Origin of the sequence: Bradyrhizobium sp., assembly GCF_035570375.1 — a bacterium.
In the GTDB taxonomy this organism is placed as follows: domain Bacteria; phylum Pseudomonadota; class Alphaproteobacteria; order Rhizobiales; family Xanthobacteraceae; genus Bradyrhizobium.
Map to the genome: position 1 here is coordinate 1 of NZ_DATMLW010000239.1, position 20,442 is coordinate 20,442.

20 protein-coding genes are annotated in these 20,442 nt (G+C 59.4%); 8 read left to right on the top strand and 12 right to left on the bottom strand.

Annotation, left to right across the window (positions count from 1 at the left end; all coding sequences use genetic code 11):
• The 4 genes from VNX23_RS25955 to VNX23_RS25970 all read right to left on the bottom strand — a co-directional run.
• On the bottom strand, nucleotides 1–1,361 hold a 1,361-nt coding region (locus tag VNX23_RS25955; RefSeq protein ID WP_325634422.1), incomplete at its 3' end, for a sensor histidine kinase.
• Between the two features lie 49 nt (nucleotides 1,362–1,410).
• Nucleotides 1,411–2,088, bottom strand: a complete 678-nt coding sequence (locus VNX23_RS25960; RefSeq protein WP_325634423.1) for a response regulator transcription factor — start codon at nucleotides 2,086–2,088, stop codon at nucleotides 1,411–1,413.
• A 146-nt stretch (nucleotides 2,089–2,234) separates the two neighbouring features.
• Nucleotides 2,235–2,486: a hypothetical protein gene (locus VNX23_RS25965; RefSeq protein ID WP_325634424.1), complete on the bottom strand. Its 252-nt coding sequence runs from the start codon at nucleotides 2,484–2,486 to the stop codon at nucleotides 2,235–2,237.
• A gap of 232 nt (nucleotides 2,487–2,718) precedes the next feature.
• The gene (locus VNX23_RS25970) at nucleotides 2,719–3,198 is read right to left on the bottom strand and encodes a hypothetical protein (protein WP_325634425.1); all 480 of its coding nucleotides are present in this window, start codon (nucleotides 3,196–3,198) and stop codon (nucleotides 2,719–2,721) included.
• Between VNX23_RS25970 and VNX23_RS25975 the strand changes: the two genes are divergently transcribed.
• From VNX23_RS25975 to VNX23_RS25985, 3 genes are all read left to right on the top strand, one after another.
• A complete protein-coding gene (locus tag VNX23_RS25975; protein ID WP_325634426.1) occupies nucleotides 3,191–3,448 on the top strand; it encodes a hypothetical protein in 258 nt (85 codons plus the stop codon). The two genes, VNX23_RS25970 and VNX23_RS25975, sit on opposite strands and share 8 nt — an antisense overlap.
• A 157-nt stretch (nucleotides 3,449–3,605) precedes the next feature.
• Nucleotides 3,606–4,631, top strand: coding sequence for an aldo/keto reductase (locus tag VNX23_RS25980; RefSeq protein ID WP_325634427.1), 1,026 nt, complete (start codon nucleotides 3,606–3,608; stop codon nucleotides 4,629–4,631).
• Nucleotides 4,632–4,758: 127 nt separating this feature from the next.
• On the top strand, nucleotides 4,759–5,163 hold the full coding sequence (locus VNX23_RS25985; RefSeq protein WP_325634428.1) for a cupin domain-containing protein: 405 nt from the start codon (nucleotides 4,759–4,761) through the stop codon (nucleotides 5,161–5,163).
• A gap of 538 nt (nucleotides 5,164–5,701) precedes the next feature.
• Here VNX23_RS25985 and VNX23_RS25990 read toward each other — a convergent pair.
• Nucleotides 5,702–6,019: a hypothetical protein gene (locus tag VNX23_RS25990; RefSeq protein ID WP_325634429.1), complete on the bottom strand. Its 318-nt coding sequence runs from the start codon at nucleotides 6,017–6,019 to the stop codon at nucleotides 5,702–5,704.
• A gap of 564 nt (nucleotides 6,020–6,583) precedes the next feature.
• Nucleotides 6,584–6,970, bottom strand: coding sequence for a hypothetical protein (locus VNX23_RS25995; RefSeq protein ID WP_325634430.1), 387 nt, complete (start codon nucleotides 6,968–6,970; stop codon nucleotides 6,584–6,586).
• 41 nt (nucleotides 6,971–7,011) lie between these two features.
• On the opposite strand from VNX23_RS25995, the gene VNX23_RS26000 reads away from it, so the two are divergent.
• The 3 genes from VNX23_RS26000 (at nucleotide 7,012) to VNX23_RS26010 (ending at nucleotide 11,832) form a co-directional block, all read left to right on the top strand.
• Entirely contained in the window at nucleotides 7,012–8,196 is a 1,185-nt protein-coding gene (locus tag VNX23_RS26000; protein ID WP_325634431.1) for an efflux RND transporter periplasmic adaptor subunit, read from the top strand.
• A complete protein-coding gene (locus VNX23_RS26005; RefSeq protein WP_325634432.1) occupies nucleotides 8,193–11,303 on the top strand; it encodes an efflux RND transporter permease subunit in 3,111 nt (1,036 codons plus the stop codon). The genes VNX23_RS26000 and VNX23_RS26005 overlap by 4 nt, the downstream gene beginning before the upstream one ends.
• A 247-nt stretch (nucleotides 11,304–11,550) precedes the next feature.
• Entirely contained in the window at nucleotides 11,551–11,832 is a 282-nt protein-coding gene (locus VNX23_RS26010) for a DUF2158 domain-containing protein (protein ID WP_325634433.1), read from the top strand.
• 110 nt (nucleotides 11,833–11,942) lie between these two features.
• Here the strand turns inward: VNX23_RS26010 and VNX23_RS26015 are convergent, their stop codons facing one another.
• The 6 genes from VNX23_RS26015 to VNX23_RS26040 form a co-directional block, all read right to left on the bottom strand.
• A complete protein-coding gene (locus VNX23_RS26015; protein ID WP_325634434.1) occupies nucleotides 11,943–13,256 on the bottom strand; it encodes a cytochrome-c peroxidase in 1,314 nt (437 codons plus the stop codon).
• A gap of 283 nt (nucleotides 13,257–13,539) precedes the next feature.
• On the bottom strand, nucleotides 13,540–13,908 hold the full coding sequence (locus VNX23_RS26020) for a hypothetical protein (protein ID WP_414643083.1): 369 nt from the start codon (nucleotides 13,906–13,908) through the stop codon (nucleotides 13,540–13,542).
• Nucleotides 13,909–14,031: 123 nt separating this feature from the next.
• A complete protein-coding gene (locus tag VNX23_RS26025) occupies nucleotides 14,032–14,262 on the bottom strand; it encodes a hypothetical protein (RefSeq protein WP_325634436.1) in 231 nt (76 codons plus the stop codon).
• 142 nt (nucleotides 14,263–14,404) lie between these two features.
• Nucleotides 14,405–14,644 carry a hypothetical protein gene (locus VNX23_RS26030; protein WP_325634437.1) on the bottom strand — a complete coding sequence of 80 codons (240 nt, stop codon included), beginning with the start codon at nucleotides 14,642–14,644 and terminating at the stop codon, nucleotides 14,405–14,407.
• Nucleotides 14,645–15,232: 588 nt separating this feature from the next.
• Nucleotides 15,233–15,961, bottom strand: a complete 729-nt coding sequence (locus VNX23_RS26035) for a response regulator transcription factor (protein ID WP_325634438.1) — start codon at nucleotides 15,959–15,961, stop codon at nucleotides 15,233–15,235.
• 58 nt (nucleotides 15,962–16,019) lie between these two features.
• The gene (locus VNX23_RS26040) at nucleotides 16,020–16,445 is read right to left on the bottom strand and encodes a hypothetical protein (RefSeq protein ID WP_325634439.1); all 426 of its coding nucleotides are present in this window, start codon (nucleotides 16,443–16,445) and stop codon (nucleotides 16,020–16,022) included.
• Between the two features lie 367 nt (nucleotides 16,446–16,812).
• Here VNX23_RS26040 and VNX23_RS26045 point away from each other — a divergent pair, with 367 nt between their 5' ends.
• Together VNX23_RS26045 and VNX23_RS26050 are read left to right on the top strand one after the other, a co-directional pair.
• Complete coding sequence (locus VNX23_RS26045) at nucleotides 16,813–19,533, top strand: PAS domain-containing protein (RefSeq protein ID WP_325634440.1); 2,721 nt, start codon at nucleotides 16,813–16,815, stop codon at nucleotides 19,531–19,533.
• Entirely contained in the window at nucleotides 19,534–20,193 is a 660-nt protein-coding gene (locus VNX23_RS26050) for a response regulator transcription factor (protein ID WP_325634441.1), read from the top strand. It begins immediately after the preceding gene.
• Nucleotides 20,194–20,442: the final 249 nt, after the last annotated feature.

Consider the following 20,442-nt stretch of genomic DNA (forward strand, 5'->3'; position numbering starts at 1 on the left):
CGCTCTTGCCTGGTGCAAATGATCTCCACCCGCCCGCCAGGGCCGGGATGAATCACCAGCCGAAATCCGTGCAGCTTGACAATTGCAGCCACGAGATTGAGCCCCAGGCCGACGCCTGGGGTGTTGCGCATCTTGTCGGAGCGAAAGAAGCGCCGCAGCACGGCTTCTGTCTCCTGTCGCGGAATGCCGGGGCCGGTGTCCGTCACGCGCACCACTGTCCCTTGTTCGCTCTGCGCCAGCTCGATGTCGACCTCGCCGCCTTCGGGAGTGAACTTGACGGCGTTGTCGACGAGATTGACGATCGCCTCGAAAAGCAAGTCGCGATCGCCGCGCACTTCAAGCTTGGCGGCGATACCAACGCTCAGTCTGATCTGCTTGTCTTCGGCAATCGGTTCGTAAATATCGCAGACTTCTCGAATCAAATCAGCCAGGGCAACACTGCCGAAGGCAGAAGAGCGTCGGCTGTTCTCGATGTCGGCGAGCCGCAGCAGCGCCGTGACGATCGCCAGCGACTGATCGATGCCGGCAATAGCCTTGTCGGCCGCTTCCTGAAGCTGCTCGAGGGTACCGGCGTGGGATCGGCCCCGCTCCAGTGTCAGCCGCGCGCGCGTAAGCGGCGTCCGCAGGTCATGTGCAATGTCGTTGCCGACGCCGGAAAGCGCACTGATCATGCTTTCCATTTCATCCAGCATGCCATTGACGATGGCCGCAAGCCTCGAAAAGGGTTCATCGACGTTTCGATGAGGAAGGCGCTCGCGCAGATTGCCGGCGATGATCCGCCGAACCCTCTGATTGACTTCCTCGACCCGACTTTGCGCACGAAGGCTGAGCCACGCTCCCGCCAACAGACAAAGGCAAAAGGCCGGCAACAATCCAAGCGCCAGCGCCTCACCGACGGCGTGCGAGATTTCCCAGGTCTCGTCGACGTTTCTGGCGATCATCAGCGTGTCGCCATCTTCAAGATGCCGCGCTGCAGCCCGGACTTTCGGACTGCCGGGCGCATTCCAATTAAGCGGCGCCACCTGCACATTCTGCACGGATCCGTCGATCCGCAATCCATTGGGCAGGCGCCCGACATTGCCGGCAATCCGGCTTCCGTTGGCATCGAACAAGCCGGCAAACTGAACGCTTCGGGGGTCTTCTGCCAGGTGATCCTCGATCGCGCTGACGCGTCGCTCCAGCGGTAGCGCGGAAAAAAAGCTGACCTGCGCCATGATCACGCGGTCTGATCGCGCGATCAGGTAATCATCGATGTTGAAATAGATGAAGGCGAACAGGACGGTGACGAAAGTCGCGAAAAGGCACGCGACGCCGAAAGCCCAGCGAAAAGTATTCGAGCGTATGAATCTGACATCAAGCATCGGATTTTGCCGCTCGGCTCCCTCCGTCGCAACCGGCCGACGCGGACATCTAGGCAAGCGTGCGGAGAATGAATCCCGCTCCGCGAACGTTGTGAATCATCTGGGCTTCGCCAGGCCAGTCGACCTTGTGGCGCAGGCGGCCCATGTGAACGTCGACCAGGTTCGTTGTCGGAACAAACTTGTAGTTCCAGACCTCCTCAAGCAGCATTGCCCGCGTCAGCAACTGATCGCTCCGCCGCATCATGTATTCGAGAAGACGAAATTCGCGCGGCAGCAGATCGATCTTCCGCTCACCGCGCCTCACCGTTCGCTCGATAAGGTCAAGTTCGAGCGATCCCGCCCGCAACGTTGTCTCCCGCGTTTCGACCGGTCGGCGCAGCAACGCCTCAATTCGGGCGATGAGTTCGACGACCGCAAACGGCTTGGTGAGATAGTCGTCGCCCCCCATTCGCAGTCCGCGCACGCGATCGTCTACCGCACCGAGCGCACTCAAGACCAGAACCGGCGTGCGTACCTGATCCCTGCGCAGGGTGTCGATGATGGTGAGGCCATCCATCCCCGGCAAAAGGCGGTCGACGATCATGGCGTCCGGCCGCAGGGAGCGCGCCTTTCCGAGACCGTCGATACCGTCGGAGGACCACTCGACCTCAAAGCCACGATCGGTCAGCTCGGCCGATATTTCTTGTGCCGTCTCACCGTCGTCCTCGATCAAAAGAACTTTCGTCATCAGCATGGTCCGGATCGATCAACATCTACCAACAACGAGCGCGTCGCTTCTGACAAACCGAGTTTGCCCCTGGCCGCAACGCTCATGCCAGGGAAAGTCCGGCGTCATCCAGCGCCAACAAGCGCTGCGGTGACGTACGGTGGCGATCAGCTGCAGCTCGACGCCCAAAGCGCTTTCGGCTCCCAGTCATCGTCGCAGCTTGCGTCATAGTCGCGATTGAACGTGGGATACGCCCTTTCGAAGCGGCGCATCGCGTTCTGGCTGGTCCCGTCGAACTGCACATGTTCATTGCCGATGCGAGCGCCGCCGACAGCACCGCCGCCTCGCGCCTCGGCCGCCACCGTCAGCAGGCTCGAAGCCAGCACCGCGGTTGCAACAAATGTTATCACTTGCCTCATGGCTTTCTCCGTTCAGTTTCGCGATCCGCGCTGGCCTCAAAAAGGCCGCGTGGCCGAAGGTTTCGTTGACTCGGAGATAGAGAGACGAGCTTTGCTTGCCCATTAAAATCACGTTCAGGAACGACGGCTCTCGCTTTCCCCGCAGCTTCGCGCGGAGGGACCCGACAGGAGCCCTCCGCGCGAGCGACACGACAGCATTGGCACTCAAGCTATGGCACCTATCGCCGCTCCCTTAGCCGCAATACGGCACCGAGGTGTCGTAGGGATGCAAAAGGTACCAGTCGTAACAGCTCAGGTCGTAGCCGTAGCCGGGATAGAGCCGATCGAAGCGATGCATCGAGTGACGAACGCCGTCAAAATGCCCACGGTCGCCAAGTCCGGTGCGGCCGCGATCAACGCGGCCGATGACGCCGCCACCGATGCCTCCGGTCCCCATATGCTCACCGGCTCGGATGCCTTCAATGTGCGTGCCGCCGAGCCCGCCGATATGACCGATCCCTGCACCGATGTGAGCGGCGCCAAGACCTCCGACAGGGCCAACGCCGCCGATATGCGCACCGCCGCCAAAGCCACCCATGTGACCGCCGCCAAAGCCACCGCCTATACCGCCGCCGTGGCCGCCACCGCCGAATCCGCCGCCGCCGCCGCCGCGCGCTTCTGCCTGTACCGTAAGCAGGCTCGTCGCCAACAACGCGGTCGCCAAAATGGTCATCACTTGTCTCATCATTGTCTCCATCGGTTATGGAATGGTGCGCGCCGCCCGCAAGCGCTGCGACATCGAAGATTCCGATGAGCCCAAGATAGGTCTGCGGCAGCGGATACCCATTAAAATCGGTTTCATGAAATCCGGTGCCTTGCTCGGATTTTTTGGCGGAAGCCGCATGGCGCTTTCCGGCTTTTGCCAAAAAGAACGATTTGGGGAACCGCGGCCGTTCGATTGCTCGAAGGCCACTCCCTCTTAAAAGCCAATTTAGTGGCACCTCGTCCGGGATCACCTACTTGCCACGGCGAAGGTCCCACCGGCGTCTCGCCTCCCCTCGAGACCAGGCCAGTAGATGCGATCGTCAATCAGCGGCGCGACCCGCCGGCTGACATCGCTGCACCGAACGGAGTATCAAAATGAATCCCCTTCAAACCAATCAAGCCGACATCGAGTTCGTCGAGATTCCCGGCACCTCAATCCGTGCCTCGCGCATCGCATTGGGAACATGGGCCATCGGCGGCTGGATGTGGGGCGGCAGCGACGAACGCGAGGCCATCAACACGATTCACGCGGCTTTGGACCGCGGCATCAATCTGATCGACACGGCTCCCGTCTACGGGTTCGGACGTTCGGAGGAGATTGTTGGAAAGGCCCTGGCAACCGACGGTCGGCGCAAACGAGCCGTCATCGCCACCAAGACCGGCCTCGACTGGAAGGATGGCAAGCCCTTTCGCAACGCGAAAAAAGCTCGCATTGTCGAGGAAGTCGAGAATTCGCTGCGCCGACTGAAGACCGACGTCATCGATCTCTACCAGGTTCATTGGCCCGATCCGAACACGCCGATCGCGGAAGTTGCGGAAGCCATGGATTCCTTGTTCCGAGCCGGAAAAATCCGCGCGATTGGCGTCAGCAACTTCAGCCCCGCCCAAATGGACGAATTTCGGAAGCTGGCGCCGTTGCACGCGGCACAGCCGCCGTACAATCTGTTTGAGCGCGGGATTGAGCAGGACGTGCTGCCCTATTGTCGAGAGCGCGGCATCGCCGTCCTCGCCTACGGCTCGCTATGCCGCGGCCTTTTGTCCGGCCGCATGTCGGAGTCCAGCGCCTTCGCCGGCGACGACCTTCGCAAAAGCGATCCGAAATTTGTGGCCCCGCGCTTCGGGCAATATCTCGCAGCGGTCGAGCGACTTGATCGTCTCGCGAAAGAGCACTTCGGCCGACGCGTGATTCATCTTGCGGTACGATGGGTTCTTGATCGCAACAAGATGAATATCGCGTTGTGGGGCGCGCGCCGCGCCGATCAGCTTTCCCCGATTGCCGGTGCTTTTGGCTGGCAGATCGACAGCGAGGTCATGGCGAAAATCGATACGATCCTGGACGAGACTGTCAAGGACCCGGTCGGGCCGGAATTCATGGCACCCCCGGACCGCGTCGCCGCATAACAGCAAAGCGGATCCATGCCTGCGGTCTGCAATACGCGAAGTTAAGACTCTGAACGCCAATTTAATGGCCTGGCAATCGGCACGCTCTTAACTTCGCAAGCATCCGCTTCAAATGCTCGGAGGTGCCATGACCAAGTTCGAGGCGATCCGCGTCGTCAGCCCAGAGCAGTTCGACCTCGGCACCGCACAGACGCCGGGTTCGGAACGCCGCGCCGCTATTGCGCCGGAACTTTCCGTCAATTCTGCCTTGTGGGGCGGCACTTTCGAAGTCGAGCCCGGTTCCCGCACGGGAATCCACCATCACGGAAGCCAGGAGACGATTGCGTACGTACTCATCGGCAACTGCGACATTCGGTGGGGAGCCAAGGGCGAATTCATCGCGCATGCAAAGCCCGGCGACTTCATTCATGTCCCTGCTTTTCTCCCGCACATGGAGATCAATCCGTCGAAGGTACAAGCATTCCGTTGGGTCGTCGTTCGAAGCACGCCTAAGCCTATCGTCGTGAACCTTCCCGACGTTGTCTGGCCATGAGCCGGATACTCGTGCGCTTGATGGTGTTTCGAATTGAACTCTCAGCGAGACCCTTGCGGATAGCCGCAGTCCTGCTGACCGCCCTGTGTTTCTGCAGCCCGGCATTCGCCCAACAGCTCGACTACGTGCCCGAGGTCAACGACATGTCCACGGTTCCGATCGGCCCCACTTCGCCGCTTGGATTCGACTCCAGTTCGTCTGCAGGCGGAACCGGAATCCCACTCGGCGCGACCGAAATTTTGTCCGCTGGCGTCAGCCCGCTGGCCACCTACTCGACAGGCACAATCGCATTGCCAGGCTCCGGCACGACGTGCGCGACGTCGGGCACTTCGCAATCGGGGCTTACGGGATCGACCTATACCTATGACGGCGGTGGAATGGCGATGGGATCCGCGACCACCGCGACTGCAGCATCTGCCGGTACTGCGACGATGAGTACGATGGCGACGTCAGGCAGCGGGCAAACGGCCGGAATTTCCGCGCCAATGACAGCTTCGACAGACCCGGGAACGTTGCCGATCTCCGGTATGTCGACAACCTACGCAATGGGAACGGTGGGAGTGTCCGGAATGTGCAGCCCTGACTCGAGCGGCCTGGCGACGTCAGCATCCACTCCAGCGTCGACGACTCCGACAACGCCTGGTGGCAGCCCCAGAACCGGAATTCCACTGGGTTCCTGGGAGATTGCCAATCTCGGCGTCAGTCCCTGGGCTACGATACCGACGCCGAATGTGTCGCCATTTGCGGCCACAACAACAGGTACCAGTCTGCCGACGATTCCCATCGTCACTGCACCGCTGTCAACTTCGACGAGCACCACGACGGCGTCGACGAGCCCCACGGGGTCGTTGCTCAATGTTTCGGGAATCCCTGCCAATGTTTCAGGAATCCCTGCTCTCGTGCCAGGCACGGCAGGCCACCGCTAATCCAATGTTCGAATTCGGGAACACACCTCCGCACATTCGCGGCATAACTCATAATTTAATCGAAGTGCGGGCGCGCCACGCCATCTTGAGAGGAATGAATGCAATGACGCGTTCGAAGCGACGCATGGCAGGTCTGACCTGTCACCAGGAGGAAGCATTCTCCGGCGCGATCGGGTCGTGTTGCTGCTTGATCTGCTTATCTCGGGAGCTCTCATGAGACGGCTGTTCATCATCGCGGTGGTTTCAGCCTCCTATTGCTGCAGCCCCGCATTCGCCCAGGTCGGCATGGGCACCACTATGCCTCCGCTCAGCGCCACCTCGCCGCTGGGAACCAATCCCGGTACGCCGATCGCCGGAACCGGAATCCCAATGGGGGCTTCGCTCCCCTCCGCACCTGTAGTCAGTTCGCTGCCCAACTACCCGACAGGCGCAAGCAGCACGACGTGCTCGACGTTGGGGACCTCGCCGACGGCAACGTTCGGGTCACCCTCCAGTTATGATGGGGGCGGCGTCACGCTGAACGGGACTGCACCCCCCGCGACCGCATCCATGACCTCCGCAGTCCAGGCGACAATGTCGTCGGCAATATCCGCGACCTCTGGATTGTCATCGACCTCTGGAACGGCGACGACGGCGGGCTTGTCGGGAATGTGCGGTTCGGGGGCAACCAGCGTTGCCTCATCATCGGCTCCGACTTCAGCGTCGTCCGCGACACCGAGCGCACGAGCCGGAATTCCACTGGACTCCACGGAGATCGCCAATCGCGGTGTTGGTGCCTGGGCAGCAGTACCCGCGCCGAGCGTCTCGCCGATTGCTAGCACCGTGGGGCCGAACGGGACGGTACCAACGATCCCCGCGGTTTCCTCTACGGCGACAAGCATGGTGCCGTGAAACAATTCCTGATTAGCAAGCGAGAGCGACCATGAAAAAGAAGGTCTTCATTCCCGCTGCCTTGGTGACGTGTATCGTCGCGGCCAGCGGTCTTTTTTATCTGCTGCACGTTCGACCACTGGACGAGGCCGCAGCCAAGCCCGTACCGCCGGCTCCTGTGCCGGTCGTCGCTGCGACCGTCGCCCAACGTGATGTCCCGGTCTATCTTGTCGGCGTCGGAACGGTGATCGCGTACAACACCGACGTCGTGCGCGCCCAGATCCAGGGGCAGATCATCAGCATCAATTTTACCGAGGGCCAGAAGGTACACGCGGGCGACTTGCTCGCGCAAATCGATCCGCGTCCCTATCAGGCAATGATCGACCAGTACACGGGACAACTGGAACGCGATCAGGCGCAGCTGGTGAACGCAAAGGCAAACCAGAAGCGCTACAGTCAGTTGGGAACACAGGGCTGGGCTACGCCACAGTTGATCGAAACACAGACAGCGCAGGTGGGTGAGCTGCAGGGAGCAATCAAGACCGACCAAGCTCTGATCGACGCCTCGAAGGTACAGCTCAGCTACACACGGCTGACAGCACCGATCGATGGCGTAGTCGGCATTCGTCAGATCGACGTTGGCAACATCATCAGCCCGTCGACGGCGAGCGGTCTGTGCGTCGTCACGCAGCTCGATCCGATTTCGCTGATCTTTACGCTTCCCGAGACGGTGCTGCCGCAGATTCAGCAGCAACAGGAAAAAGCCAACGCACCGCTCAAGGTTATCGCCTACAGCCAGGACAATACAATCAAGCTGGATGAGGGCGAGCTCGGCCTTGTCAATAACGAAATCCTGCAAACCACCGGCTCGATCCAGCTCAAGGCAAATTTTTCCAACAAGGACAATCGAATGTGGCCGGGCGAGCTTGTCAACGCGCGGTTACTTCTCGATACGCGGCACAACGGTCTGACGATTCCGGCTGCGGTCGTGCAACAGGGCCCGAAGGGACCCTACGTGTGGGTCATCAAGCCTGACAACACCGTGGCCATCAATCAAATCAAGGTCGCGCAAATCAGTGACGGCCAGGCACTCATCGATTCCGGCCTCAGTGCAAACGAGCAGGTTGTCGTCGACGGACAATACAAGCTGCAGCCGGGCGCTCATGTCACGATATTGCACGGCAAGGCGGCTGAAGAAGCTGCCGCCCAAGACGCGATGCAGGCGCCGATCCCATGAATATTTCAGCGCCTTTTATCCAACGGCCGATCGCCACCGTTCTGGTCATGGTCGGATTGCTTGTGGCCGGCCTGGTCGCCTACCCGCTGCTGCCGGTAGCGGCGCTGCCGAACATCAACTATCCGACAGTTACGGTGACGGCCCAGTTGCCAGGTGCCGACCCGCAGACCATGGGAGCAACCGTGGCATCGCCGCTGGAGCTGCAGTTTGGCGAGATTCCCGGCCTGACGCAGATGACGTCCTCGAGCGCGCTCGGCTACACTCAGATTACGCTGCAGTTCGAATTGGGCCGCAATATTGATGGCGCGGTCAGCGATACGCTGTCGGCAATCCAGACGGCGACCGCGTACCTGCCCAAGAACATGCCGTATCCTCCCATGATCCGGAAAGTCAATCCCGCTGACACGCCGATCCTGGTGCTCGGGCTCTCATCGGACAGCCTGCCGATCACCACAGTCGATGCGTATGCGCAGAATATCCTGATGCAAAAGATCTCGCAGATCTCAGGGGTCGGTCTTGTCGGTATCGGGGGTCAGCAGCAGCCGGCCGTCCGCGTGCAGGTCGATCCAACGGCGCTGGCAGCCCGCGGCATCAACCTCGAGGACGTCCGTACGGTCCTTGGCCAGGCCAATGTCGACCTTCCGAAAGGTCAGCTTAACAGCCCGCGCCAGACCTTCACTCTCAATACCAACGATCAACTCTTCGAGCCCGAAAAATACGCCGACCTGATCATCGCCTATCGCAACGGGTCGCCGGTCCGCATTCGCGACGTTGGCCGCGCCATCAGTGCGGGCCAGAATGAACTGATCGCCGGCTGGGAGAATAACAAGCGTGCCATCATCATGGCGATACAGCGCCAGCCTGGCGCCAACGTCATCGAAACGGTTCAGCGGATCAAGGACATGATGCCTGTGCTGCAGGCGTCGATTCCAGCCGCCGTCAAGATCGACGTCATCTCCGATCGGACCCAGACCATCCGCGCGTCGGTCGCCGACGTCCAGTTTACCTTGCTGTTGACGGTCGCACTGGTCGTCATGGTGATTTTCATTTTCCTGCGCAGTTTCTGGGCAACCGTTATCCCGGCCGTGACGGTGCCGCTGTCGTTGATCGGCACTTTCGCGATTCTTTACGAAATGGGTTATAGTCTTGACAATCTCTCGCTGATGGCGCTGTCGATCGCCGTTGGATTCGTGGTCGATGATGCTGTCGTCGAGATCGAGAACATCCAAAGACATATTGAAGAGGGCCTCTCGCCGTATGACGCTGCGATGAAGGGATCGGGCGAGATCGGTTTCACGGTCGTGGCCATCACCTTCTCGCTGATCGCCGTCTTCATTCCGCTCTTCCTCATGAGCGGCTATGTCGGACTTTTGTTCCGCGAATTCGCCATGACGGTGAGCGTGGCGCTGCTTCTTTCGCTGGTAATCTCGCGGACGCTAACCCCGATGATGTGCGCCTACCTGCTCAAGCCGGAGAGCAAGGAGCACGGCTGGCTCTACCGTGTGTCGGAGCGCGGCTTCGATGCCTTGCTCTATGCCTACGAAGCCGGCCTGAAGATCGCGTTGCGGCACAGCTTTGTGACCCTGATGATGATGATCGGTACGGTCGTTATGACCGGATATCTCTACGTCATCATTCCCAAGGGCTTTTTTCCCCAGCAGGATACCGGATTGATTATCGGCCAGTCCGAGGCGGCGCAGGATATCTCGTATCAGGCCATGACCCAGCGCCAGCAAGCCATGCTTGATGCCATCATGAAGGATCCGGCCGTGGACTCGGTGGCTGCCGCGACTGGCGCCGGCGGTGGGCTCTACACGCTCAACGATGGCCGTGTGTTCATCCAGCTCAAGCCGAAAGCGGAGCGCGGCCCGATCGATCAGGTGATCAAGCGGCTGCAGACGAACCTCGCGAAAATCCAGGGCATCACACTCTATATGCAGGCCGCGCAGGACATTACGATCGGCGCCCGGTTGAACAAGACCCAGTTCCAGTACACGCTGAACGATGCCGACCCCGGCGAGCTCAGCCATTGGACGGACCGGTTCCTGGAGAAGATCAAGGCGCTCCACACCGTCACCGACGTCGCCACCGACCAGCTCAATGCCGGGCCACTGCTCGACATCACCATCAAGCGCGACGTCGCATCGAGCTATGGCATCCTGCCCTACACTATCGACAATACGCTGGACGATGCCTTTGGCCAGCGCATCGTCTCGACCATCTACACCACTCTGCAGCAATACCACGTCGTTCTGGAGGTCACTCCGAACTTCCAGTATTCGCCCGATGCGCTGAACAACATCTATGTAAAATCCTCGAGCGGGCAGCAGGTGCCGATATCGACGCTTGTTGATTCGGTGATCAAGGCGGCGCCACTTGTGGTCAACCACACGGGTCAATTCCCGTCAGTGACCATCTCGTTCAACCTTGCGCCCGGCGCCGCCATCGGCCAGGCAGTCAGCGATATTCAAGCGATCGCCAAGGAGCTGCACGCGCCGCTGTCGCTGCAGACGAGCTTCCAGGGTAACGCGCAGGCCTTCGGGGCATCGCTCAAGAGCACACCGATCCTGATCCTCGCGGCGCTGTTCGTCATCTATCTGATCCTGGGCGTACTCTATGAGAGCATGATCCACCCGATCACGATCATCTCGACCCTGCCTTCCGCCGGCGTCGGTGCGCTCTTGCTGTTGATGGCCGCCCATTTCGACCTCAGCGTGATAGCGATCGTCGGCATCATTTTGCTGATCGGCATCGTCAAGAAGAACGGCATCATGCTGGTCGATTTCGCGTTGCAGGCCGAGCAGAACGAAGGGCTGAATACGAAAGAAGCGATCTACCAGGCTTGCATCATCCGCTTCCGCCCCATTCTGATGACCACAATGGCGGCATTGCTGGGAGCCGTGCCGATGATGGTCGGTACTGGTGTCGGCTCCGAGATCCGCCAGCCGCTCGGCTACGCCATTGTCGGCGGCCTCGCTCTTTCACAGGTCCTTACGCTCTATACAACGCCGGTCGTGTATCTCTATCTCGACCGACTGCAGACCCGGCTTTTCGGGGCACGGCATCCAGTGAGCCCCGCGATTGCGGAGGCTGCGCCGGCAGAATGATGGAACAGGCAATACTTTCAGCCCCAGTAACCCGGGCGCACGCCGAGATGCCATCAGATGCAGAATAGGGCTTAGAGCCTTCTCGGTTCTGATTGAATCAGAACCGAGGCTCTAATCTTTTGTTTTGACGCGTTTTCTTCACGCGAACCGGTATCCACTTCGCTCGAAAACGCTATGACGGGAAATTTAGTAGATTGGCGAAGTTGAATTGCTATCTCTGGTTCCAAGGCAAAACGGAGTTTCTCGCATGCTTCTGATGAAGGAATTCACGACTGCGGCGGCACTCGCGATCGCGCTCTGTCTGGGCTTTCCCCTCGCCGCATCGTCGGCTGAAACCGCGTCAAGCGCGCCGATCGCAGATCCCATCGCTCCTCGACTGCAACAGGGCGATCTGGTTCGGCTCCATTCCGGTGGACCCTTGATGACGGTCTTCGGGATCAAGGGGGATCAGGTCGAATGCATCTGGACCGACTGGAACGGCCAGACTGCTGATGCGACGTTCCCGGCCAAAGTGCTGCAAAAGTTTTGAAGCGCATTTCACACCGCGCGCCCCAGGCAAATGCGGCAGATGATCGCCTTCTTGCGAGTGAGGGCCTCTAGAACCCTGGCCGCCGGCGCAGGCCAATTCAATCGCAATCTTTATTTCTGTTGGGCGGGTGTAAATCCGTCCGTCAATGTCTGCATGAATGCGACCAATGCGTCCTCCTCCGCGTCAGACAGGCCGAGATTCCCTACCTTGCTCTTGTTCATATTCTCGGCTGTTTCCGGCACCGGCCAGCAGCCCGTGCCCTCGCGCGGGTCGTTTGCCGCGCAAGGCGGCAGTAGGTCGCGGGTATTGTAGAAATGCACGATCTCCTTGAGGCTCTTGAAATAGCCGTTGTGGGCGTATGCCTTGATAAAATCGGGACTCGGCCGCTTGTCGACGTTCCGCAACGTCGGAACCTTGAAGCGGCCGCGATTGCCTGACGCCAACGGTTTCCAGCGCGCATCTACCGCGGAAGGCTGACTGAGCGGATGGCCGTCGGCGAGGAAGCCGCCAACACCGAGATCGACGAATGACGGCCCTCTCTTGTTGGCAACATAGCCCATGGCATCGGGTTCGACTTCGGCATAATAGGGCAGCGTTGGGTTTGCAGGTGTCCCGATATTGCTCGCTGTGAAATCCGTGAACAGCGGTTCCTCGCCTGGCCCGCCATCACGGTGACAGCCGTTGCATTTGGCCTTGTCGCGAAACAAATCGTAGCCCTGTTGTTCCTGCGCCGAGAACTGGGCCTTGCCGGCCTGGACGGCATCGTATTTTGAGGAGAAGGCTGTCACCTCGTGCGAAGACTCATAGCCTGCAATCGATTGCGCCATCTGGTCGAACGTGGCAGCTGCCCTGCCGCGGTCAACGGGCGTGAGATGGACCGGCGATGGATTGTCGGCCGACGGCGGACCAGGGCGGTTGCACACGCCCTCGGTGTCAGCCGGCCAAATGATCGCGAACGCCTGGGCGCCCCAGACGCTTTCAAACAGAGCCCGATAGGGCCGCCTGGACGCTCGGTAAACGGCGCAGGCAAAATCGATCAATCCCATTTCGACCGGGTTCGTCGGCGGCCCCTCGGCCTGCTCGGCGGCTGGATTGCCGAGCCGGCGGCCGGTCGCGCGCATGTCCCAGAAATTACCCCCGACCAGATCACCCTGCCCTTCATTGTAGTGAAGCACCGGAGACAGCGGGGCATAAGTATGGGTCTGCGGCTTGCGTTCACTGAATCGGGTTCGGACTGACCCAGGATACGATCCCGTGGTGCGATTGAATTCCGCTATCGGCCCCGTGAATCCGGCTTCCGGCATGTGACAGAAGGCGCAGGCTTCGTTTCGATTCACCGACAGCTCCTTGTCATAAAGCAAAAGCTTGCCGAGCAATTCGATCTGCTGCACCTGATTGTCGGGAGGCGACGCCAGGCGGGCCATCGTCTCCCCTTCTATTCGATCGATTTCGTTCTCGACCCTGGCGATCTCTTCCAGAGTAGCTGCAGAAAAAGATGAGGCGCTATTTCGGGCCGAAAGCATCGCCGATGCGGCGATCAAGATTGCGGGAGCGATAAGAATGGGAAGCGCGCGCATCGTTTGCTATCCTGCTAGCCTCGACTGGTTGGAATCGGGAAGAGTCCGAATTCCTGCCGAGCTGCGGTCTCCTTCTGTTGGTCCAACTCGCCACACGGGGTTGAAGCCGCGCGATGCTTTGAGCGACGACCTACGTCATGCTTCCGGGCATGAAGCAGCGAATTGATACGCCTTTGTGGGTGTAGGATGGCCACACCATGGTGTGCCCTGCCTTGTTAGGTTCGGTGATCAAGGCTTCATCCGGTACATCGACCCAGACCCCGTCGTCGGAATCGGCGGCCTTTGGTACGCGCACACGATAGTGCCCGTCGCGGGATTCCCAGTCGGCGTCCTGGACGACGTAACCGTCGGCGAACGAGCAGCAGAGGCCCTTGCCGCTTGCCAGATGCTCAAACCAGTCGCGCAATGGAGAGTCCTTGTAGCGCCCGTCCAAATCGCGCCCGAATGCAGGCAGCGTCACGGCTGCGATAACGACAGCAACGCTGATCGCTCGCAACATGCCCAATACTGGTGGGAGTCGATACTTCCCCATTTCTGCGTCTTCCGGCAACTTCGCGCGACGGCGACGAGCGTCATCGGCAAGAAGCACGAGAACCCGCCGATAGTTTGACCGAAACTACCTTCAGCTGGACCTTGCTGCCCTCGGCCGGGATTCCGCGCCGCGACGGTCGAGCGAGGTCAGGGCCTTTGCCGATTCCGAATGACCAGCCTTCCGGCCTCGGCGCTCGTAGTCATCAGCAAGGGCCTTGAGCCGATCCGCCATCGCCTGGTCCGTCATGTTCTTGGCGATCCGGAGCAGAGTCCGCGCCGTGCCCATATATTCCTTGCTCACCATGAAGCGTTCCAGCGCCATCTATTACGATATAGATGTAAGTACGATAGGCCTGCTTCGCGTTCACAACATTGCGAGATAAGGAAAACAGAAGGCCCTCGCCGTCGTCGGTGCGCTCGGCTATCTGCCTGCAGGTATTTTCATCGGGCTCCCCCACTCGCGATCAATCTATGAGATGATCGCCACCGTCGTCGCAGACGTTCCCTGGATAGTAACCATCCCCGTACAGGCCGCCGTAACCCGAATGATAGCCACACCAACCCGAGCCGCGCCCGAAATGTGTGGAGTCAATAACCGACAACTCACGACCGCCGCGGTAGTGATACGGCTGATGCTTGGCCATTGCCGGCCCCGCCAACATGAGCGCAAGCATGGCCGTCCCAATCAATCTCAACTTCGTCATGGCACTTTGTCCTTTCCGCGTTCCGACCAAGCCGCACCACCATTCGTGGCTGAACGAGATTCTGTGCGATCGGTGGTTAGTTCAGTTTCCCTGTTTCATCTGCAGGGAGAGGTAAGACTTCGCTGCGGTGACGCCATTAAACATCGATTTAGACAGGACAATTGCCATCGAGCGGGCCGCTCGACTCATCGGCGACGCAACATCAGGATTGGACATCACTCCGCACCGGTTGCCTCTTTTGGTCGCCCAAGTGTGATCAAGGGATGAGATCAAACAGATCTTGTGAGAGCTCAACAGCCAGGGTCGAACTCGTCGCGGCGAGATAAGCCATCGTAAACAAGGTCCCAGCCAAGACCGCCAACTTGAGGGCAACACCGTCGATCTTGTCGAGAAAGGCAAGGCGCGTCTTATCCTTTTCGCGCGCGCCTTGCCAGAAACAGCAGGATTCCAAGCATCATGGCGTAAAAACTCCCTGAGTTGGTCGTGCACGGCCGGTCGGAGTTTGAAAAGCGCCACCACGACCTGCGTTCGGGATGGGAATCCGGTCCGGCGCACAGACGCCGATCAGCTCCGGGCCGACCTCATCGGCTAGTTTTGCGAGAGCGGATTGGCATTGAGAACGAAGCCCGCGCCGCGAACGCTGCGAATCATCGCCGGCTCGTTCGGGCCATCGACCTTGCGCCGCAGCCGGCCCATGTGAACGTCGACGAGGTTCGTTTGAGGAACGAATTTGTAGTTCCAGACCTCCTGCAGAAGTTTTGCCCGCGTCAGCAGCTTGTCGCTGCGCTCCATCATGTATCGCAGCAGCCGAAATTCCCGTGGCCTCAGATCGATGTTGCGGTCGCCACGTTTGGCGGTTCGATCGAGCAGATTGAGCTCGAGCGGCCCCACGCGCAGGACCGTCTGCGCGTCGGATGGAGCGGCGGCGGTCTCGGCCTCCGGACTCATCGTCGCGTCCGTCAGCGTCGGACCTGATGACGGGCCGATTCTCCGCGTGGTCGACCCGCGAATCTGGTCGGCGATTTTTCCCAGTGCGCTGCGAAGCAGCGAATGGCTGGTATCCGTGGCAATGGCGCCAAGCAGCGTTTTTGTCGAAGCCTCATCGAGGCTGAACCGGATCTGGATCGGCAGGCCGTCGAGATGAATTTTCAGCTCGGCCACATTATCCCATTCCAGTGGAATCCCCGCGCTGCCATAAGTCGGCTGGTAGTTTTTCGGATGGACCGAGGAAGCGTGGAATTTCACGGGCGCCAGCGCAAGAGTCCCTACCGTGTCGGGCCGTTCGGCCATATCGCGGGCGATGCGTTGATTTCTCATTTTACGTTCCTTCTTCCTGCGGTTCTTTTTTGACGGTAAGGCCGATCGAGCTTCGGCCTCACGTCGTGAGCATCAATTCGGCTTCGGAAGTTTTCTTCGCGCGCTTCGGAGCAAGCGCAATCAAGGATTCTCTCGTATGATTTGAAAGATCCATCACTCTCTTGCAATGATCCGCATAGCAGACTTGATCGCAGTAATAGAGCTGCGTTCCCATTTCGCGCAGATAGGAGTTCCCGATTGATTCAGCGCACAGCGCACAGGCGGAATTTCTACAGGGGGTCCTGCCGTTCACCAGAATGAATTTCATATGGCACCTCGCGACACTCGTAACGCTTGTGTGATCGGGAATGTCGAGTGCTTCACGGTCTGTTGGATCTCGTTGACCGGAGCCGCTGACATCGCCTGCTAACGCGCTTGCGAATGCCACTACGATTAATAGTACGGAGGCTTCCGGCTCAATTGTACGCGGGGTGAGCGTGCGCATCGAAAGGGTTCAGCGGACTATACGAACGTTTGTACTGGCTGGCTCCCTGCTCAAACGCGCCTGTCGCCGCCGGCGGCTGCCACAACCCCCTATCGGGCCATAGGCGGAACGAATTGCTGATCCTGCGCCAAAGTGCTTTAATCGGCTGCCCCGGGGGAACAGGAACGCTCAGGAAGCGTGACCAGGCCATGACTCTCCTGAAAGTGGCATTTCATTTCTCTTCCGGACTTGCTCTCGGCATCCGACAATTCGGAGCTGAATGTGACCTTGCTTGCCGGGTCGGCCGAAGGGCACTTGCCATCACAATGCCGGCGCCGGCGCCATCTGCAGCTTCGCCGGGCGCAGCTCAACCACGCGGGCGAATAGAATGACCGAGTCCAGTAAACCGTGGCTGGCGAAGCACAGGGTGGTCGCCTATGCCGTTCCGGTCCTGGCGGTCGCCGTTGCCGTCATCATAACTGCACTCATGGCTCGCTTCTTCACGCCCGAGCCTATCGGATTGCTCATGCTCAGCGCCGTGATCGTGACGGCGTGGCTTGCCGACCTTGGTCCGGCATTGTTGGCGATCGTGCTTGCGCTTCTTGCCTTCCAATACAATATCGCGCCGCCGACCAACTTGTTTGTCTGGAAGCAGAACTTTCTCGCAGTGGATCCCTCGGAGACGCCGCGACTGGTGTTGTTTGCCGTTGTTTCCTTGTTTGTTTCTTTCGTAATCGCCGCAAAGAGCAAGGCTACAGAAGCCCTGCGGCATTCGCGCGACGAGTTGCAGGCGGCAATCGAGGGTCTGAAGCGGACTGAATCGACACTGCTGCATACCGAAATGTATCTGACTGAGGCGCAGAGATTGACCCGAACCGGGAGTTTTGGATGGGATGTCTCGACCGGAACGAACTTCTTCTGGTCAGACCAGACCTTTCGGATTTTCGAATTTGATCGAGCGACCAAACCGACCGTCGAACTTGTGCTTCAGCGCGTGCATCCCGAGGATCGCGCCGCCGTGCAGGCGATGGTTGACCGGGTGTCCAACGAAGACAAGGATTTCGAGCATCAATATCGATTGCTGATGCCGGACGGTTCGGTGAAGCATGTCCATGCGATGGCACGCGCTACGAAAGATGAATATGGTCGCGTCGAATTTATCGGCGCGATAACGGATGTGACCGCCACGAAGGAGACCGAGCGCAAATTGCGGCTTAGCGAAGCCTATTTGGCCGAGACACAACATCTTAGTCACACGAGCAGTTGGGCCTGGGATGAGTGCCTGAAGAAATACGCGTACCTGTCTGATGAACTTTATCACCTGTTCGGGGTCGAGCAAGGAAGAGAGTCCGAGTTGGTAAAGACTTATCACAATCGAATACTCCCCGAAGACAAGCTCAGAGTCATCGAGGCGGCTCGACAGGCAATCCGTGACAAGACGGATCTCGAAATCGATTTTCGGATCAGGCTTCCGGATGGAACAACGAAACATGTTCATTCGGTCGGACATCCCGTCCTCAATAGCGAGGGGAATTTGATCCAGCTGGTCGGCACAAATGTCGACGTCACCGAACAATACGAAGCAAAGGAAAAGCTGCAAAAGGCTTTTGACGAGATCAAGAGATCCCAGGACCACCTCCGGCTGGTCATCAATACAATTCCAACCCTGGTCTGGCGCGCCAAACCCAACGGCGTCCCGGATTTCCTCAACCAGCCCGCGCTCGACTATACAGGTCTTTCGTTGGATCAGGCCGAGTTCGGGTGGCCCCGCGCTTTTCATCCCGAGGACAAGAAGGCCATGTTGTTAAAGTGGAGCGCCATACGGGAGTCGGGAAAGCGAGGCGGACTCGAAGCGCGGCTGCGGCGCTGCGACGGCGAATATCGGTGGTTTCTGTTCGAGGCAAAGCCGCTGCGCGATCAATCGGGCAACATTGTCAATTGGTATGGGTCCGCGACCGACATACAGGACCGCAAGCTAGCCGAGTTCGCGCTCCGGGACAGCGAACAGCGCTTTCGCGATTACGCCGAAACAGCCTCCGACTGGCTCTGGGAAACTGGGCCGGATCATCGGATCACCAACATATCGGAGCACATCAATGCAATTGGCCTTCGGTTTGCTCCTGTGTCCGGTCGGACCCGATGGGAAGTCGCGTCGGATTACGAGACTGAATCCGAAAAATGGCGGCTGCATCGACAGACGCTCGATTCCCATCGCCCATTCCGTGACTTCGTCTATAGCCTCATCAACGAAAACGGGTCCCAAGTTTACGTCCGATCCAGCGGCAAGCCGGTCTTTGACGTCGAAGGTCGTTTCTTCGGCTATCGCGGCACCGCCACCGATGTCACCGCCTTGATACGCGCGGAGCAAGCCGAGCAGGCTTTGCGCAAGGCGCAGGCGGAGCTCGCTCACGTGACGCGCGTAACCATGCTGGGCGAGTTGACGGCGTCCATCGCCCATGAAGTAAACCAGCCGCTTGCTGCCGTTGTTGCCAATGCAGAGGCCTCGCTGCGCTGGCTCAACCGCGAACAGCCCGATCTTGCCGCTGCGCGCCGGTCGGTGGAATGGGTGATCAACGACGGCTGTCGCGCCAGTGACGTGATCAGGCGTGTTCGGGCGCTCGCAAAGAAATCCGACATGGAAACCGCGCGGCTCGACCTAAATCACGTCGTCAACGAGGCTATTACCCTGGTCGAGCGCGAGTTAATCAAGCATCGGGTCTCGCTGCGAACCGAGCTGGCGCCCGCATTGCCCGAGATTCTTGGCGACCGGGTTCAGCTGCAGCAGGTGATCATCAACCTGCTGATCAACGGTATCGAGGCCATGGCGCCGGCCACCGATCGTCGGCGTGAGCTCCTGATTCGATCCGGCAAGAACGATACGGACCAGCTGATCCTGAGTATCACCGATAGCGGAATAGGCATTTCCGCCGATAATGCCAATCGGCTGTTCAACGCGTTTTTTACCACCAAATCGAGTGGACTTGGCATGGGGCTGTCGATCTGCCGTTCAATCGTGGAGGCTCACGGCGGACGCATGTCTGCGTCAAACAATGAGGGCCCCGGGGCAACGTTTCAACTTGTCCTGCCCCTGCACAGGGAGGATGTCTAAATGACCCAGCGTCTGAAATCGACGTCTGCGACGACGGACACCGGTGGACCGACCGTGCTGGTCGTGGAAGACGATGAGTCGGTGCGCCGGGCGCTCAGCAACCTCTTCCAGTCGGTCGGCATGGACGTAAAACTGTTCGGGTCGGCGTCCGAAATGCTGCAAAGCAAGCTTCCTGCGACCGCCAGCTGCCTGGTACTTGACGTCAGACTGCCCGGCCTGAGCGGCCTGGATTTTCAAACCGAGCTTGCCAAGGCCAACATCAACATTCCGATCATCTTCATGAGCGGTCATGGCGATATTCCGATGACTGTGAGAGCCATGAAGGGAGGCGCCGTGGATTTTCTGACCAAGCCGTTCCGCGATCAGGACATGCTCGATGCGGTGGGCGCGGCGATCGAACGCGACCGCAAGCGCCGCGAGACGGACAGAGTCATGTCGGATTTGCAGACGCGCTTTGAGACCTTAACGCCGCGCGAACGAGAGATCTTTGCTTTTGTCTCGTCCGGACTGATGAACAAGCAGATAGCCGGCGAACTCGGTCTTGCCGAAATCACCGTGAAGATCCATCGTGGACACATCACGAGAAAAATGGGCGCGAAGTCCCTGGCCGAGTTGGTGAGGCAGGCCGAAGCGCTTGGCATTTCCCGTACCAAGGCCTGACCCATGGTTCCGGGCCGGTGCCCGCCGAGGCAATCGGGGAGCGAGCCAGCGTTGCAATGTCTGCGGCCAATAAACCAAGGTTTGCTACGGCAAAAACCAAAATCGCATCTCGATCAACTTGGGAATATCAAGCCTTCGACCGCGAGTCTGGCTAGAATGCTGCAATACCGATCCGGCAAGCCTTTGAAACACCGAGGCCGGACGAAAGCCCTGCATGACCGCTTGGGCGTTTCGCGACCTCTTCGGGTA

Coding starts and splice junctions, on each gene's coding strand:
- VNX23_RS25960 (WP_325634423.1), bottom strand. CDS start 2,088: ATGACGAAAGTTCTTTTGATCGAGGACGACGGTGAGACGGCACAAGAA.
- VNX23_RS25965 (WP_325634424.1), bottom strand. CDS start 2,486: ATGAGGCAAGTGATAACATTTGTTGCAACCGCGGTGCTGGCTTCGAGC.
- VNX23_RS25975 (WP_325634426.1), top strand. CDS start 3,191: ATGGTCATCACTTGTCTCATCATTGTCTCCATCGGTTATGGAATGGTG.
- VNX23_RS25970 (WP_325634425.1), bottom strand. CDS start 3,198: ATGACCATTTTGGCGACCGCGTTGTTGGCGACGAGCCTGCTTACGGTA.
- VNX23_RS25980 (WP_325634427.1), top strand. CDS start 3,606: ATGAATCCCCTTCAAACCAATCAAGCCGACATCGAGTTCGTCGAGATT.
- VNX23_RS25985 (WP_325634428.1), top strand. CDS start 4,759: ATGACCAAGTTCGAGGCGATCCGCGTCGTCAGCCCAGAGCAGTTCGAC.
- VNX23_RS25995 (WP_325634430.1), bottom strand. CDS start 6,970: ATGCTTGTCGCCGTAGAGGAAACCGCGGGGATCGTTGGTACCGTCCCG.
- VNX23_RS26000 (WP_325634431.1), top strand. CDS start 7,012: ATGAAAAAGAAGGTCTTCATTCCCGCTGCCTTGGTGACGTGTATCGTC.
- VNX23_RS26005 (WP_325634432.1), top strand. CDS start 8,193: ATGAATATTTCAGCGCCTTTTATCCAACGGCCGATCGCCACCGTTCTG.
- VNX23_RS26010 (WP_325634433.1), top strand. CDS start 11,551: ATGCTTCTGATGAAGGAATTCACGACTGCGGCGGCACTCGCGATCGCG.
- VNX23_RS26015 (WP_325634434.1), bottom strand. CDS start 13,256: ATGGCCCGCCTGGCGTCGCCTCCCGACAATCAGGTGCAGCAGATCGAA.
- VNX23_RS26020 (WP_414643083.1), bottom strand. CDS start 13,908: ATGTTGCGAGCGATCAGCGTTGCTGTCGTTATCGCAGCCGTGACGCTG.
- VNX23_RS26025 (WP_325634436.1), bottom strand. CDS start 14,262: ATGGCGCTGGAACGCTTCATGGTGAGCAAGGAATATATGGGCACGGCG.
- VNX23_RS26030 (WP_325634437.1), bottom strand. CDS start 14,644: ATGACGAAGTTGAGATTGATTGGGACGGCCATGCTTGCGCTCATGTTG.
- VNX23_RS26035 (WP_325634438.1), bottom strand. CDS start 15,961: ATGAGAAATCAACGCATCGCCCGCGATATGGCCGAACGGCCCGACACG.
- VNX23_RS26040 (WP_325634439.1), bottom strand. CDS start 16,445: ATGCGCACGCTCACCCCGCGTACAATTGAGCCGGAAGCCTCCGTACTA.
- VNX23_RS26045 (WP_325634440.1), top strand. CDS start 16,813: ATGACCGAGTCCAGTAAACCGTGGCTGGCGAAGCACAGGGTGGTCGCC.
- VNX23_RS26050 (WP_325634441.1), top strand. CDS start 19,534: ATGACCCAGCGTCTGAAATCGACGTCTGCGACGACGGACACCGGTGGA.